Origin of the sequence: Streptomyces sp. Root431, from assembly GCF_001426585.1 — a bacterium.
GTDB classification, from domain to species: domain Bacteria; phylum Actinomycetota; class Actinomycetes; order Streptomycetales; family Streptomycetaceae; genus Streptomyces; species Streptomyces stackebrandtii.
Genome location: NZ_LMEI01000009.1, coordinates 200935 through 214794, shown reverse-complemented (window position 1 = coordinate 214794; position 13860 = coordinate 200935). Strand labels below are relative to the sequence as shown.

General features: G+C 72.2%; 18 protein-coding genes. 11 read left to right on the top strand and 7 right to left on the bottom strand.

Going from position 1 to position 13860, the window contains the following annotated elements; all coding sequences use genetic code 11:
* Positions 1-27: 27 nt before the first annotated feature.
* Genes ASC82_RS14500 through ASC82_RS14475 form a run of 6 tightly spaced genes read left to right on the top strand, consistent with a single transcriptional unit; the run spans position 28 to position 4953 of the window.
* Complete coding sequence (locus tag ASC82_RS14500; RefSeq protein WP_056647079.1) at positions 28-1032, top strand: ABC transporter substrate-binding protein; 1005 nt, start codon at positions 28-30, stop codon at positions 1030-1032.
* Complete coding sequence (locus ASC82_RS14495; protein ID WP_079039265.1) at positions 1029-1958, top strand: ABC transporter permease; 930 nt, start codon at positions 1029-1031, stop codon at positions 1956-1958. The genes ASC82_RS14500 and ASC82_RS14495 overlap by 4 nt, the downstream gene beginning before the upstream one ends.
* A complete protein-coding gene (locus tag ASC82_RS14490; RefSeq protein WP_056647076.1) occupies positions 1955-2701 on the top strand; it encodes an ABC transporter ATP-binding protein in 747 nt (248 codons plus the stop codon). The genes ASC82_RS14495 and ASC82_RS14490 overlap by 4 nt, the downstream gene beginning before the upstream one ends.
* Positions 2698-3561 carry an ABC transporter substrate-binding protein gene (locus ASC82_RS14485; RefSeq protein ID WP_056647074.1) on the top strand — a complete coding sequence of 288 codons (864 nt, stop codon included), beginning with the start codon at positions 2698-2700 and terminating at the stop codon, positions 3559-3561. The genes ASC82_RS14490 and ASC82_RS14485 overlap by 4 nt, the downstream gene beginning before the upstream one ends.
* Before the next feature lie 5 nt (positions 3562-3566).
* The gene (locus ASC82_RS14480) at positions 3567-4649 is read left to right on the top strand and encodes an LLM class flavin-dependent oxidoreductase (RefSeq protein ID WP_024761525.1); all 1083 of its coding nucleotides are present in this window, start codon (positions 3567-3569) and stop codon (positions 4647-4649) included.
* Positions 4650-4695: 46 nt separating this feature from the next.
* Positions 4696-4953 (top strand): WhiB family transcriptional regulator, encoded by a 258-nt coding sequence (locus ASC82_RS14475; protein WP_024761524.1) that lies wholly within the window; start codon positions 4696-4698, stop codon positions 4951-4953.
* Between the two features lie 36 nt (positions 4954-4989).
* On the opposite strand, the gene ASC82_RS14470 is transcribed toward ASC82_RS14475, so the two are convergent.
* The 3 genes from ASC82_RS14470 to ASC82_RS14460 form a co-directional block, all read right to left on the bottom strand.
* The gene (locus ASC82_RS14470) at positions 4990-5964 is read right to left on the bottom strand and encodes an acyl-ACP desaturase (protein ID WP_056647071.1); all 975 of its coding nucleotides are present in this window, start codon (positions 5962-5964) and stop codon (positions 4990-4992) included.
* A gap of 206 nt (positions 5965-6170) precedes the next feature.
* Entirely contained in the window at positions 6171-6434 is a 264-nt protein-coding gene (locus tag ASC82_RS14465; protein WP_242427655.1) for a hypothetical protein, read from the bottom strand.
* Between the two features lie 14 nt (positions 6435-6448).
* Positions 6449-7300 carry a helix-turn-helix transcriptional regulator gene (locus tag ASC82_RS14460; protein ID WP_056647068.1) on the bottom strand — a complete coding sequence of 284 codons (852 nt, stop codon included), beginning with the start codon at positions 7298-7300 and terminating at the stop codon, positions 6449-6451.
* A 181-nt stretch (positions 7301-7481) separates the two neighbouring features.
* Between ASC82_RS14460 and ASC82_RS14455 the strand changes: the two genes are divergently transcribed.
* Complete coding sequence (locus tag ASC82_RS14455; protein WP_242427654.1) at positions 7482-7955, top strand: ATP-binding protein; 474 nt, start codon at positions 7482-7484, stop codon at positions 7953-7955.
* A gap of 48 nt (positions 7956-8003) precedes the next feature.
* Here the strand turns inward: ASC82_RS14455 and ASC82_RS14450 are convergent, their stop codons facing one another.
* From ASC82_RS14450 to ASC82_RS14440, 3 genes are all read right to left on the bottom strand, one after another.
* A complete protein-coding gene (locus ASC82_RS14450; RefSeq protein ID WP_056647062.1) occupies positions 8004-9644 on the bottom strand; it encodes an ABC-F family ATP-binding cassette domain-containing protein in 1641 nt (546 codons plus the stop codon).
* A gap of 306 nt (positions 9645-9950) precedes the next feature.
* Entirely contained in the window at positions 9951-10367 is a 417-nt protein-coding gene (locus tag ASC82_RS14445; RefSeq protein ID WP_056647061.1) for an SsgA family sporulation/cell division regulator, read from the bottom strand.
* 142 nt (positions 10368-10509) lie between these two features.
* Positions 10510-10986, bottom strand: a complete 477-nt coding sequence (locus ASC82_RS14440) for a (4Fe-4S)-binding protein (RefSeq protein ID WP_056647059.1) — start codon at positions 10984-10986, stop codon at positions 10510-10512.
* Between the two features lie 76 nt (positions 10987-11062).
* Here ASC82_RS14440 and ASC82_RS14435 point away from each other — a divergent pair, with 76 nt between their 5' ends.
* Positions 11063-12190 (top strand): oxidoreductase, encoded by a 1128-nt coding sequence (locus ASC82_RS14435; RefSeq protein WP_079039264.1) that lies wholly within the window; start codon positions 11063-11065, stop codon positions 12188-12190.
* An 18-nt stretch (positions 12191-12208) separates the two neighbouring features.
* On the opposite strand, the gene ASC82_RS14430 is transcribed toward ASC82_RS14435, so the two are convergent.
* Complete coding sequence (locus tag ASC82_RS14430) at positions 12209-12508, bottom strand: YciI family protein (protein WP_056648543.1); 300 nt, start codon at positions 12506-12508, stop codon at positions 12209-12211.
* A gap of 82 nt (positions 12509-12590) precedes the next feature.
* Between ASC82_RS14430 and ASC82_RS14425 the strand changes: the two genes are divergently transcribed.
* From ASC82_RS14425 to ASC82_RS14420, 3 genes are read left to right on the top strand one after another with little or no spacing between them, the layout of a single operon-like run.
* Complete coding sequence (locus ASC82_RS14425) at positions 12591-13286, top strand: endonuclease V (RefSeq protein WP_056647056.1); 696 nt, start codon at positions 12591-12593, stop codon at positions 13284-13286.
* 49 nt (positions 13287-13335) lie between these two features.
* Positions 13336-13470, top strand: a complete 135-nt coding sequence (locus tag ASC82_RS31380) for a hypothetical protein (protein WP_277815744.1) — start codon at positions 13336-13338, stop codon at positions 13468-13470.
* On the top strand, positions 13467-13838 hold the full coding sequence (locus ASC82_RS14420) for a VOC family protein (protein WP_056647053.1): 372 nt from the start codon (positions 13467-13469) through the stop codon (positions 13836-13838). The genes ASC82_RS31380 and ASC82_RS14420 overlap by 4 nt, the downstream gene beginning before the upstream one ends.
* Positions 13839-13860 lie beyond the last annotated feature (22 nt).

The window sequence follows — 13860 nt, the reverse complement described above, 5'->3', positions numbered from 1 at the left end:
GACCCGCCTCCGAGAAGGACGACCGCCATGCGCCCACTCACCCCGCTCGCCGCTCTGGCCGCCCTTGCCGCCCTCGCCACGGTCACCGCCTGCGGCGGCGACCCCACGGGAACGGAGGCGTCGAAGGGAGCGAAGGACACTGTCACCGTCCGCATCCCCGACCCCGGCAACGCCGGCGTCCTCGCCCGGGGCAAGAAGGACGGCAGCCTCGACAAGGCGCTCGCCGCCGTCGGCGCCAAGGTGGCGTGGACCGGCAGCGCCGGCCCCTTCGCCCCCGCCGCCCAGGCCATGAACGCCGACCAGCTCGACATCGCGACCGGCTCCATCACCTCCGGCATCACCTCCCTCTCCCAGAGCCCCGGCTTCGCCTTCTTCACGGCCACCGACCCCGACCCCGTCGGCGAGGGCATCCTCGTCCGCGAGGGCTCGGACATCGCCTCGATCAAGGACCTCGTCGGCCGCAAGGTCGCCGTCAACAAGGGCGGCACCGGCGAGTACCTGCTGCTCAAGGCCCTCGCCGGGGCGGGCGTCCCCGCCGACAAGGTCGAGCGGGTCTATCTGCGCCCCGACCAGACCGCCGCCGTCTTCAACGCCGGTCAGGTCGACGCCTGGGCCGTCTGGTCCACCTACGCCGTCGCCGAGATCGGCTCGGGCAAGGCGCACTTCGTCGCCGACGGCACCGCGATCCGATCCGACAACTACAGCCTCAACGCGGTCCGTTCGGAGTTCGCCGAGCGGCACCCCGAGGTCGTGAAGGCGCTCTACCGCTACCTCCACGAGAACAGTGCCAAGGAGAAGCGGGATCCGGCCGCGTACCTCAACGTCTTCACCGACGCCGGCCCCACCGCCGTCAACGGCAAGGCCAAGGAGGTCCAGATCGGCTTCACCCGCGAGGGAGGCACCGTCGACCCCATCGGCGCCGAGGACATCAAGCGCTTCGAGACCGTCGCACGGTTCTACGCCGATCAGAAGGTCACGCCGAACAAGGTCGACATCGCCGCCCATCTCCTCGACATCGAGAAGCTGTCATGACGAGCGTGGGGATCAAAGCGGCCGCCGCGACGACCGGAACCGCCGGGACCACCGAGACCACCGAGACCACCGGGACCACCGAGACCACTGGGACCACCGAGACCGCCGAGACCGCCGGACTCGTCCCGCCCCGCCCGCCCGTCCTGCGCCCCCGCTCCCGCGCCCGCTCCGTGACCGTCCGGGCCCTCGGCCCGTTCGCCCTCCTCGCCCTGTGGTGGATCTCCTCCGCCACCGGACTCCTCACTCCCGACGTCCTCGCCTCGCCCCCGCAAGTCATTGACGCGGTAAGGGAGTTGTGGGGGAACGGCCAGCTTCCGGACGCGCTCGCCACCTCCCTCACCCGCTCGGGCATCGGGCTCGTCATCGGCCTCGCCGCCGGGCTCACCCTCGGCATCACCACCGGTTTCACCCGGCTCGGCGACGAACTCCTCGACTCCTCCCTCCAGACCCTGCGGACCATCCCCTTCCTCTCCCTCGTCCCCCTCTTCATGGTGTGGTTCGGCATCAACGAGACCGCGAAGATCCTGCTGATCGCCGTCGCCACCACCTTCCCCATGTACGTCTCCACCTCCGGCGGCGTCCGCAACACCGACCGCAAGCTCGTCGAGGCCATGCGCAGCTTCGGCCTCGGCCGCCTCGCGATCGTCCGCCAGGTCGTGCTGCCCGGCGCGCTGCCCTCGCTCCTCGCCGGGCTGCGGCTCTCGATGACGCTGAGCGTGATCGCGCTCATCGCCGCCGAGGAGATCAACGCCACCGAAGGCATCGGCTACTTGATGTCCCAGGCCCAGAGCTACGCCCGCACCGACATCCTCGCCGTCTGCATCCTCGTGTACGGACTGCTCGGCCTCACCGCCGACGTCCTCGTCCGAGGCCTGGAGCGGATCCTCATGCCCTGGCGCACCGCCGGACCGGGAGGGACGAAATGACCGCCGTACGTGTGCGGGGACTGCGCCGGGTCTTCGGCAGGCGCGCCGTCATCGACGGCCTCGATCTCACCATCGGGCGCGGCGAGTTCGTCGCCCTGCTCGGGGCGAGCGGCAGCGGCAAGACCACGCTGCTCCGCATCCTCGGCGCCCTCGACGGCGCCGACGGAGGGGAGGTGCTCGTCCCGGCCGTCCGCACGATCGTCTTCCAGGAGCCCCGGCTCATCCCGTCCAAGAAGGTCCTCGGCAATGTGACCGTCGGGCTGCCGCGTGGGGCGGCGAGCCGGGAGACCGGTCTGCGGGCCCTCGCCGAGGTCGGCCTCGACCGTCATGCCGACGCCTGGCCCGCCACCCTCTCCGGTGGTGAGGCCCAGCGCGTCGCCCTGGCCAGGGCGCTCGTCCGGGAGCCCGAACTCCTGCTCCTCGACGAGCCGTTCGCCGCCCTCGACGCGCTGACCCGGCTGCGCATGCAGGACCTGGTCGGCGAGTTGCGCCGCATCCACCGCCCCGCCGTCCTCCTCGTCACCCACGACGTCGACGAGGCCGTCCGCCTCGCCGACCGGGTCGCCGTCCTGCGCGACGGCCGGCTCGTCACCGACGAACCCGTGACCGTCCCCCGCCCCCGCGACCCCGGCGACCCGGCCTTCGTCGCCCTGCGTCGCCGGCTCCTCGCCGACCTCGGCGTCCACGCACCGGAAGACGTACTCCCGTCCGCCCCCGTCCTCATCGAAGGAGCCCCCGCATGACCGTCACCATCGGTGTCCACCGCAGCAACCCCTCCCTCTACCACCTCTCCCGCCTCGGCTTCGCGGAGCAGGAGCTCGCCGCGCTCGGCGAGACGGTGACCTGGCACCCGTACACCGACGGCGTCCGCACCGGGGCCTTCCTCGCCGACGGCACCATCGACTTCGGCGGCACCGGCTCCACCCCGCCCGTGACCGCGCAGGCCGCCGGCCACGACATCGTCTACACCGCCGTCTCCGCGCCCCGGCCCGGCCACGGCGCCCTCCTCGTCCCCGAGGACAGCCCGGTCCGCACCGTCGCCGACCTCAAGGGCGGCACCGTCCACCTCGCGGTCGGCTCCTGGCAGACGCACCTCGTCGCCAAGGCCCTGGACGACGCCGGGCTCTCGTACGCCACCGACATCACGCCCGTACGGGGCGACTCCACCAGCGAGGAGAAGCTCCGCTCCGGGGAGATCACCGCCTGGGTCGCGCAGGGCGCCGAGCTCGCCGCCGCCCACCGCACCGGCGGGCTGCGCACCCTGATCCGCACCGGCGAGGTCATCACCGACCGGTCCGTCTTCTTCGCCCGCCGCGACCTGGCCGAGGAGCGGCCCGAGCTCGTCGAGGCGCTGACCCGCGCGCTGCGGCGGGCCGACGACTGGGCCGCCGCGCATCCCCGCGAGGCCGCCGAGATCGCCGCCGCCGACCAGGGCGGCACGGTCGACGACTGGGAGACGGCGCTGCGCGCGCTTCCCTGGACGATCGAGGAGGTCACGGAGGAGTTCGTCGCCGAGCAGCAGCAGGCGGCGGACATCTTCCACCGCACCGGATTCATCGACCGCGCGATCACCGTCGCCGACGCCCTGCCCCGGAAGGCCTGACCGCCGTGACCACCCAGCCACCCGAAGTCCTCTGGTACATCATCCCGCGCGAGGGCGCGTACCCCTGGGAGCCGGCCGGCCGCCGCCCCGTCGACCTGGGCTACCTCCAGCAGCTCGCCGGCACGGTCGAGCGCCTCGGCTACACCGGCGCGCTGCTCGCCACCGACCTCTACGACGTCTGGCCGCTCGGCTCCGCGCTCGCGGCCTCCACCAGCACCCGTTTCAAGCCGCTGCTCGCCGTCCACCCGGGTCTGATCTCGCCGACCCTGCTGGCCAAGATGGCGCTCAGCTTCGACAACCTCTTCGGCGGCAGGCTCCGGTTCAACGTCGTCAACGGATCGACGAGCTCCCTGCGCGAGTACGGGCTCCACGTCGAGCACGACGAGCGCTACGCGCTCAGCGCCGAGTACTGGTCGATCGTGAAGCGGCTCACGGCGGGGGAGGTCTTCGACCACAAGGGCCGCTTCTACGACCTCAAGGACGCGGGCGCCTCCTTCCGGGACCTGCGGCCCGTCCAGGAACCGCACGTCCCGCTGTGGTTCGGCGGCTCATCGGCGCCCGGCATCGAGATGGCCGCCGAGCACGTCGACGTCTACCTCACCTGGGGCGAGCCACCGCACCTGCTGAAGGAGAAGCTCGACCACGTACGGGCCCGGGCCGCGGCCCACGGCCGTACCCTCCGGATCGGTCTGCGGCTCCACCTCATCGTCCGCGACACCGAGGACGAGGCGTGGGCGGCGGCCGACCGGCTGCTCGACGTCACCAGCGAGGCGACGTACGCCCGGCAGCTCGGCGAGCGGGCGGGCGAGGACGGCGTCGGCTGGCAGCGCCAGTACCGGCAGCACGGCGGCCGGGTCCCCGCGCGGGCGCGCGAACTGGAGACGCACCCGAACCTCTGGCCGGGCATGAGCCTGTTCCGGCCGGGCCCGGGCACGGCGGTCGTCGGCTCCACGGCCCAGGTCGTGGAGCGCCTCCAGGAGTACCGGGAGCTGGGCGTGGACACGTTCATCCTGTCTGGGAACCCGCTCCTGGAGGAGGCGTACCGGGTGGCGGAGACGGTCCTGCCGGCGCTGGGTATACGCCATTGATCGAACGTTGATGGCCTGTTTAGGGCAGGCAGGCAACGTAGGGGTCATGCAGACGATGACCGACGTGCTGACCGCTCCCGACTTCTCCTGGCGTGAGAACGCCCTGTGCGCCCAGGCGGGCCCGGAGTTCTTCTTCCCGGCCCCCGGCTCGTCCACGCGCGAGGCCAAGCAGCTGTGCGGGGCGTGCGAGGGGCGCGTGGCCTGCCTGGAGTACGCACTGGCCCACGACGAGCGCTTCGGCGTGTGGGGCGGGCTCTCCGAGAAGGAGCGCGTGCGGCTCAAGCGGCAGCAGGGCAGCCGCTGAACCGCACGCGTTCCCGCCGGAGGCGCGAGGGGTGGCTCAGCCGGCCGCTCGGGCCGCCATGCGGGCCTTGCGGGCCGCGAGCTTCTCGTCGAACTTGCTGGCCTCGCTGTCCAGGCCGTTCATGTACAGACCCAGCTCGTCCTGGGCCTGGAGGCCCTCCGGCCCGAGCCCCTCGATCTGGAGGACCTTGAGGAAGCGCAGGACCGGCTGGAGGACGTCGTCGTGGTGGATGCGCATGTTGTAGATCTCGCCGATCGCCATCTGCGCCGCCGCCCGCTCGAAGCCCGGCATGCCGTGTCCGGGCATCCGGAAGTTCACGACCACGTCCCGCACGGCCATCATGGTCAGGTCCGGGGCGAGCTCGAAGGCCGCGCCCAGCAGGTTCCGGTAGAAGACCATGTGCAGGTTCTCGTCGGTGGCGATGCGGGCGAGCATCCGGTCGCAGACCGGGTCGCCCGACTGGTGGCCGGTGTTCCGGTGCGAGATGCGGGTCGCGAGCTCCTGGAAGGCGACGTACGCCACGGAGTGCAGCATCGAGTGCCGGTTGTCGGACTCGAAGCCCTCGCTCATGTGGGACATCCGGAACTGCTCCAGCTTGTCCGGGTCGACGGCGCGGGAGGCGAGCAGGTAGTCGCGCATCACGATGCCGTGGCGGCCCTCCTCGGCGGTCCAGCGGTGCACCCAGGTGCCCCAGGCGCCGTCGCGGCCGAAGAGGCTGGCGATCTCGTGGTGGTAGCTCGGGAGGTTGTCCTCGGTGAGCAGGTTGACCACGAGGGCGATCTTGCCGATCTCGGTGACCTTGGACTGCTTCGGGTCCCAGGCCTCGCCGTCCTCGAAGAGACCGGGGAAGTTCCGGCCGTCGGACCACGGCACGTACTCGTGCGGCATCCAGTCCTTGGTGACCTTCAGGTGCCGGTTGAGCTCCTTCTCCACGACCTCTTCCAGCGCGTAGAGCAGGCGCGCGTCGGTCCACTCCGCCGAGCTGCCGAGGTGGGGAGAGGTGAGCGTCACGGGGACTCCTGGGGACGGAGAGAAGGGCATACGGGATTACCTACGGATTCGTAGGTTACGAGACCGTAGGTTAAGGCTCCGTAAGGCGTCGGCCAAGCCCGTCTGGACGATGTCCGGTTACGTTCCGTTATGTGCGCTGCTCCGGCGGGGTACTGGAGATGCAGGTCACGTCCTCGCCGCGCGCCGCAGGTCGACCGGTCGGCTACTCAGAGCAGGTGGTCCGCCGCGCCGGCCTTCACCGCGGAGATCAGGGCGCGGAGCGCCTCCACCGAGTCGCTGACGTACTCGCCGGGGGCCAGGGTCGAGCCGATGTAGGCCCGGCCGGAGTCGTCGAGGCCGAACCGGAAACAGTTCGCGCCCTCGCTGCAGAAGGCCTCGTTCCAGTCGATGTCGACGGCGGCGGCGACGGAGGCGGCGAGGCCGGCGTCGGTGGTGTCGGCTGCGAGGGGGGTGTCGGTCGTGACGTTCATGGTGGGGCGGTCCTTCACAGATCCTGGGCGATGGTGCGTATGAACGCGCGTGATTCGTTCGTGGAGAGGGTCAGCCCGCGCAGCCGCTCCAGGAGCCCCCGGTAACGGCGGAGCTTCATGTCGGCGTCGAGGAGGATCGATCCGTGGGAGGAGTCGAGCTGCACGGTGTCGAGCTGCGGCACGGGCGCGGACACATAGGTGAACGACTGGCCCGCCCCGGGGAAACCCCCCGCCGCGAAGGGGATCACGCGGACGGTCACGGTGTCCCGCTCGGAGTACTCCAGGATGTGCTCCAGCTGGGCCCGCGCGACCTTCGGTCCGCCGAACTGCATGCGCAGCGCCGCCTCGTGGATCACGGCCTCGTAGAGCACGGGCCGGTCCCGGTCCAGGACCTCCTGGCGGCGCAGCCGCAGGGCGAGACGGGCTTCCAGATCGGGTCCCGGCAGGAGCGGGACGGCGGTGTCGAAGACGGCCCGCGCATGCTCCTCGGTCTGCAGGAGGCCCGGGATGTGGGTGGTCACCGCGCTCTGCAACTCCGCGGCGTGGAACTCCAGTTCGGCGATGTCGATGAGCGCGGGCGGCAGCAGTCCGCGGTGCTCCTCCCACCAGCCGCGGTCGCGCTCCTGGGCGATGTCGGCGAGCTGGTCGACGAGCGCCGTGTCGGGGCAGCCGTAGTTGAAGGCGAGGGTGCGGACGCGCTCGGCGCTGATGCCGAAGCGGCCCGACTCGATGTTGGGGATGCGGGTGCGGTCGACGCCCAGGAGGGCGGCGGCCTGCTGCGCCGACATGCCCGACTGTTCGCGCAGTTTGCGCAGTTCGCTCCCGAGGCGCTGCTGTCGTGCGGTCGGGCTGCTCCTGGGTGGCACGCGCGATCTCCCCTTCGTTGCGTGACGGCGGCGAGCCGGTCGGATCGCCGTTTCGGCCGGAATGACACGACTACCCGCAAGTAGTAGCACTGTGCTCCGCTTGTGCGCTACGGTCGGTAGTGCAAGTCTCACACGGGGCGACCATGACCGTGTGTGCGTACCCCCCCAATGCGCAAGAAATGTGAGCAACCCGATGAAGGGCGCACTGCGTTGCCTCCCGTCCGCCGTCGCGGCCGGGCCCATACCTCCCGCCACGGAGAACCTCAGCTACTCGATGCTCCTCCCCGGAGGCGCTTACTGCGCCGGGCTCGCCCGTGAGTCGATCCGTACGCTCCTCACCCGGCACGGCCTCTCCGAGCTCTGCGATACCGCCGCACTCGCCGCCTCCGAACTCGTCGCAGCCGCCTACCGCTTCACTCCCGACCGCGAGATGATCCTCCGCGTCCGATGGCAGTACGAAGCGCTGCGGATCGTGCTGTACGACCAGCACGCCGCCCACTCCTCGCCCACCGCAGCCGAGGAATGCCGCGACCGCCGCAGCCGCAGCATGTGGCTGCTGGCCGCGGCGGTCGACGCGCACGGAGGGGACTGGGGCCTCGCCCCCGTACTGACACCCGGCGGCGGCACCAAGTCCTGGGCCTTACTTCATCGTTAGCGCCCTGCTCCTTCCTCCTCCGCCCGTAGTTCCGTGCCCGGCCCGCTCCTAGCGCGTCGAGGCCACCCCCCTGACCTCTTCCGCCGTCGTCGGCCGCAGCTCACCGTCGAGCAGCAGCCAGCGCGTGATGCCGAGCGACTCCAGGAACGTCACGTCGTGGCTCGCCACGATCAGCGCCCCCTCGTACGCGTCGAGGGCTGCCGTCAGCTTCCGGACCGACCCCATGTCCAGGTTGTTCGTCGGCTCGTCCAGCATCAGCAACTGCGGAGCCGGCTCCGCCAGGAGCAGCGCCGCGAGCGTCGCCCGGAACCGCTCCCCGCCCGAGAGGGTGCCCACGGGCTGATCCGCCCGCGCCCCCCGGAAGAGAAACCTCGCCAGCCGCGCCCTGATCGCGTTCCCCGTCGCCGTGGGCGCGAAGCGGGCCACGTTCTCCACCACGCTCAGCCCGTCGTCGAGGACGTCGAGCCGCTGCGGCAGGAAGCGGAGCGGTACCCGCGCGTCCGCCTCGCCCGACAGCGGCTCCACCTCCCCGGCGATCGTCCGGAGCAGCGTCGTCTTGCCGGCGCCGTTCCGGCCGACCAGCGCGATCCGCTCCGGTCCGCGCAGCGCGAACTCGCCGCCGACCCGGGCCCCGTACCGCAGCTCCAGGTCGCGAAGGAACAGCACTTCGCGGCCCGGCGGCACCGAGGTGCGGGGCAGTTCGACGCGGATCTCGTCGTCGTCCCGCACCGCCTCCACCGCCGCGTCGAGCCGCTCCTTGGCCTCGGAGAGCCGCTCCGTGTGCAGGGCGCGGTGCTTGCCTGCCGCGACCTGGGCGTCGCTCTTGCGGCCGTTCGCCACGATCTTCGGAACGACCTTGTTCTCGTAACTCTTCTGCGCGAACCGTTTCCGCCGCGCCAACTTCACCTGGGCATCGCTGAGTTCGCGCTTCTGGCGCTGTACGTCGGCCTCGGCGACCCGCACCATCCTTTCCGCGGCCTCCTGTTCGGCCGCGAGCGCCGTCTCGTACGCGGACCAGGGGCCGCCGTACCAGGTGACCTCGCCGTCCCGCAGATCGGCGATCTGGTCGACACGCTCCAGGAGTTCACGGTCGTGGCTGACCACGACCAGGACCCCGGACCAGTTCTCCACCGCCTCGTACAGGCGGGCGCGGGCGTGCAGGTCCAGGTTGTTCGTCGGCTCGTCGAGCAGCAGGACGTCCGGCCGGGCGAGCAGCAGCGCCGCGAGGCGCAGCAGGACGGACTCGCCGCCCGAGACCTCGCCGACGGTCCGGTCGAGACCGACGCCGGAGAGCCCCAGCTGGTCGAGGGTGGCCCGGGCCCGCTCCTCGACGTCCCAGTCGTCGGCGAGGGCGGTGAAGTGCTCCTCCGCGGGGTCACCGGCCTCGATGGCGTGCAGCGCGGCGCGCTTCGCCGCGATGCCGAGGATCTCGTCGACCCGCCGCGAGGTGTCGAGGACGAGGTTCTGCGGCAGGTAGCCGAGCTCGCCCGTGACCCGGACCGTGCCGGAGACCGGGGTCAGCTCTCCCGCGACGAGCTTCAGGAGCGTCGACTTGCCGGAGCCGTTGAGCCCGACGAGGCCGGTGCGGCCGGGGCCGACCGCGAGGCGGAAGTCGTCGAGGACCTCGGTGCCGTCGGGCCACGAGAAGGAGAGGGAAGAGCAGGTGATGAACGTGGGGTGATGCGCCATGGAGGCCTCCCGGTTGCGCGAGCGCGAGCATGAAGGGGCGACGCGAGAAACACCGGGGCGCGGGCTGCGGAAAAGACGGCTCGTACACCGAGGTCGAGAAACGGCACACACGGCACAGGGGGCACGCGCGGCACGGTGTCTCGCAACCTCAGAAGAGCAACGTCCTTCTCCGATCAAGTGACGACTAGGTCAGGTACGACCGTACGACCTGCGTCGGGCAGCGGCAAACGATTTACGGCGCTCGATCCGCGGGCGCTCGATTTACGGGCGCTCGAACCGAGGGCGCGCGATTCATGGGCGCTCGGTCTACGGGCGCTCGCGCAGCAGCTCCATCAGGTCCTGGTCCCAGTTCAGGTACTGGTGCTCACGCCCCGCCGGCACCAGGTGCTCCGAGCGCTCCAGGAAGCGGCGCAGCTCCGAGGTCCTGACGTGCACCATCGCCACCCCTTCCGGGGCATGGAACTCGACGACCGTGCGGTCGTACCCGTACGGGCGCAGGCGGACGTCACCGACCCCCGCCGGGCGCTCGACGCCCTGGACCAGCAGCTCACGGGCGAAGGCCCAGGAGACCTCGACGCCCTCCAGGGTCGCCGGGGGCGGGAAGGCCATGCTCACGGCGTACGGGTCCTCGCGGTCGTACCGCAGGGTGGCGGGGACCGTCTCCATCCGGGGTACGGATGCGACCAGACGTGCCTGGACGGACTGCTCGATGACGGCGGACAAGACCGGCTCCTCTCGCGCGGGCTTCGCATCCTGTGCGTCTCCCCGACACCAGGGCACCTCACACCAGACAAGACGAGCGGCGCGGCCGGAACGTGCACTCCGGGACCACGTGACCTGCGTCACCGACGGGTGCTCCCCGGCGTCAGCGCTGCTCCGGGACGTCGTCGTCCGGTTCGGCGCAGGGGCCCGAGTGATCGCAGTACGGCTGGTTCGCGGAGGCTCCGCAGCCGCACAGCATCACCCGGGTCTCGTGCCGGTCCCCGTGCGGGCCGGTCACGAGCAGGTCCCCGCGCAGGACGAGCTGGCCGGAGGGGGTGCGGCGCACGGTGGTGGGGGAGTCCGGGGGCTCGGGCGCGGCGGCCTCCGGCGGGTGGTGGTGGTACTGGAGCGCCCCCGAGGGGCAGCGGCGGATCACCTCGGCGACCAGGCCGGTCCCGGCGGCGTCGGGCAGCACCCACGGGCGCCGCGACAGGTCGAAGACCTCGGGCAGACCGTGGACGCACTCGGCCGCGTGGAGACAGCGCCGTGGCTCGAAAGTGACGGTGATGCCCTCACCCTCGTACTCCTTGAGCTTCGGCTTCTCTTCGCTCGGCGCGCGCTCGCCCGTACGGTCGCTCATGCGACTCAGCCTAGGAACGCCCGGCGCGGGACGCACCCTGGACGGCGACCGCCCCGGGGTACTAGCTTCCGGCGCCATGACGTCCATGGGGAAGACGAGACGAATGATGTCGGTGGGGCTGATCGGGGCGGCGCTCGCTCTGAGCCTGGCGGGCCCGGCGAACGCCCGGGAGACCGAGCGGGCGGGGGAGGCCGGGCTCACCGGGGAGGCCGGGGAGACCCTCGCGGCCTCCGCCGGCTGGCAGCTGACGCCGACCGGCACCGACGCGCGCTTCCGCGGCCTCGCGGCGGTCGACCGGAGGACCGCCTGGGCCGCCGGATCCAAGGGCACGGTCCTGCGCACCACCGACGGCGGCCGGAGCTGGCGAAACGTCTCGCCGCCCGGCGCGGGGGAGCTCGAGTTCCGTGACGTCGAGGCCTTCGACGCCCGCCGGGCCGTCGTCCTCGCCATCGGGGAGGGCGAGGCCTCGCGCCTGCTGCGCACCGAGGACGGCGGCGCCACCTGGACCGAATCCTTCCGGAACACCGATGCGCGCGCCTTCTACGACTGCGTCACCTTCTTCGACCGGCGGCACGGACTCGCCATGAGCGACCCCGTCGACGGGAAGTACCGCATCCTCTCCACCAGCGACGGCGGCCGCTCCTGGCGGGTGCTGCCGAGCGCCGGGATGCCGGACGCGCTCCCCGGCGAGGCCGGCTTCGCGGCTAGCGGCCAGTGCCTGGTGTCGTCCGGGCCCCGGGACGTGTGGCTCGCGACGGGCGGCGGCGCCACGGCCCGCGTGCTCCACTCCGGGGACCGGGGGCTGACCTGGACCGCCACCGCCACGCCGATCCCGGCCGGCGACCCGGCCAGGGGCGTCTTCGGCCTCGCCTTCCGCGACCGTACGCACGGCATCGCCGTCGGCGGCGACTACCGCAAGGACCAGCCGTCCCCGCAGGCCGGCGCGGTCACCACGGACGGCGGCCGCACCTGGCGCACCTCGGACACGCCCCCGCCGGCCTACCGCTCCGGCGTCGCCTGGCTCCCGCACAGCAGGACGGCCGCCCTCGCCGTCGGACCGACCGGCACCGACCTCACGACCGACGCGGGCCGCACCTGGCGCACGATCGACACCGGCTCGTACGACACGGTGGACTGCACGGACGACGGCTCGTGCTGGGCCTCCGGCGAGAAGGGCCGGATCGCCCGCGCGGGCCGCCACTGAGCAGGGTCCAGAGGGTGCCTACGAGGGCAGCTGCTCCCGGTACGCCGCGAGGTCTTCGGCCGTCTTGGTCGCGTAGAACTCCGTGATCCGGTACGCGCACACGCCCTCGACCGTGAACGGGTCGGCCGCCGCGATCGCCTCGATCTCCGCGCGGCCGACCCCGGCGGCCAGGATCACCCCGCCGTCACGCGGGTTCTTCCGCCCCGAGGCGATGAACACCCCGGCGGCGTACTGCGCGTCCAGCCACTCGACGTGCGCGTCGAGCAGCGCGTCCGCCCGCTCGACGGGCGCGGTGTAGGTCAATTCCAGTACGAACATGATCGCCAGGTTACCGGGCACCCCACCTGCGCCGCCGAGCCGTTCCGGCCCTCGGAACCGGGGTCGTAGGGTGGCTCGCACTATGACGATCATCGGTATTCCGGCGGGCTGGCCCGCCGACGAGGACGCCGCACGGGACGTCCAGCGGGAGCTGCGCGGGCGGATCGTGCTCGACGAGCCGGGGCCTGCCGTCGGAGAAGGCCACGTCACCGGGCTCGACGTGGCCTACGACGACGAGCGCGATCTCGTCGCCGCCGCGGCCGTCGTGCTCGACGCCCGGACCCTCGCCGTGGTCGAGGAGGCCACGGCGGTCGGCCGCGTCTCCTTCCCCTACGTCCCCGGGCTCCTCGCCTTCCGCGAGATCCCGACCGTGCTCGCCGCGCTCGCCGCCCTGACCGTCGACCCCGGTCTGCTCGTCTGCGACGGATACGGCATCGCCCACCCCCGCCGCTTCGGGCTCGCGAGCCACCTCGGGGTGCTGACCGGCCGCCCGTCCCTCGGCGTCGCCAAGAACCCCTTCACCTTCACCTACGAGCAACCAGGCCCGGAGCGGGGCGAGTTCAGCGCGCTGCTCGCCGAAGGCGAGGAGGTGGGACGGGCCCTGCGGACCCAGGCCGGGGTGAAGCCCGTCTACGTCTCCGTCGGGCACCGGGTCTCCCTCGACCGCGCCTGCGCCCACACCCTCCACCTCGCCCCGCGCTACCGCATCCCCGAGACCACCCGGCACGCCGACTCCCTCTGTCGCAGGGCACTTACGGAGGCACTCGCGGATACCTGAGTACGCGTACGGATACCGCGCCGCGCTTCCGAAGGGCAGGGTGGGGTTCATGACAACTCCCCTTCCCGCTCCGTCGCGTTCGGCGGGCCGCGGCCTGACCCTGACCCTCGCCACCGCCGGGCTCCTCGCCCTGGCCTGGGTCTGCGCCATGCTGTACGTCGTCGCCGACTGGGTGCTCGCGTGATCGGGCGCCTGCGGTGCGTCGTGCTCGACTGCCCCGACGCGCGGGAACTGGCCCTGTTCTACCAGCGGTTGATCGGCGGCGAGGTCGAGAGCCCCGACCCCCGGTGGGCCGTCGGCGAGGGATCCGCCGTCCTGCGCGGGCCGGCCGGCCCGGTCCTCGCCTTCCAGGACGTGGCCGACCACCGGCCGCCCGTCTGGGGTGCGCCCGAGCAGCAGTTCCACCTCGACGTACGGGTCGAGGACCTGGCCGCCGCGGACGAGGCCGTCCTCGCGCTCGGGGCGACCCCGCTCGACGGAGTGGGCGGCGACCCGGCCTGGCGCGTCTACGCCGACCCGGCCGGCCACCCCTTCCGCCTCGTACGGTTCTGAGGCCGCGCCCGTCTCGTACGGC

Bases quoted from the DNA above. Each gene is read 5' to 3' on its own strand.
- ASC82_RS14465 (WP_242427655.1), bottom strand. From the start codon at position 6,434: ATGAACGTCACGACCGACACCCCCCTCGCAGCCGACACCACCGACGCC.
- ASC82_RS14425 (WP_056647056.1), top strand. From the start codon at position 12,591: ATGACGATCATCGGTATTCCGGCGGGCTGGCCCGCCGACGAGGACGCC.
- ASC82_RS14475 (WP_024761524.1), top strand. From the start codon at position 4,696: ATGCAGACGATGACCGACGTGCTGACCGCTCCCGACTTCTCCTGGCGT.
- ASC82_RS31380 (WP_277815744.1), top strand. From the start codon at position 13,336: ATGACAACTCCCCTTCCCGCTCCGTCGCGTTCGGCGGGCCGCGGCCTG.
- ASC82_RS14500 (WP_056647079.1), top strand. From the start codon at position 28: ATGCGCCCACTCACCCCGCTCGCCGCTCTGGCCGCCCTTGCCGCCCTC.
- ASC82_RS14440 (WP_056647059.1), bottom strand. From the start codon at position 10,986: ATGAGCGACCGTACGGGCGAGCGCGCGCCGAGCGAAGAGAAGCCGAAG.
- ASC82_RS14485 (WP_056647074.1), top strand. From the start codon at position 2,698: ATGACCGTCACCATCGGTGTCCACCGCAGCAACCCCTCCCTCTACCAC.
- ASC82_RS14490 (WP_056647076.1), top strand. From the start codon at position 1,955: ATGACCGCCGTACGTGTGCGGGGACTGCGCCGGGTCTTCGGCAGGCGC.
- ASC82_RS14435 (WP_079039264.1), top strand. From the start codon at position 11,063: ATGACGTCCATGGGGAAGACGAGACGAATGATGTCGGTGGGGCTGATC.
- ASC82_RS14430 (WP_056648543.1), bottom strand. From the start codon at position 12,508: ATGTTCGTACTGGAATTGACCTACACCGCGCCCGTCGAGCGGGCGGAC.
- ASC82_RS14450 (WP_056647062.1), bottom strand. From the start codon at position 9,644: ATGGCGCATCACCCCACGTTCATCACCTGCTCTTCCCTCTCCTTCTCG.
- ASC82_RS14495 (WP_079039265.1), top strand. From the start codon at position 1,029: ATGACGAGCGTGGGGATCAAAGCGGCCGCCGCGACGACCGGAACCGCC.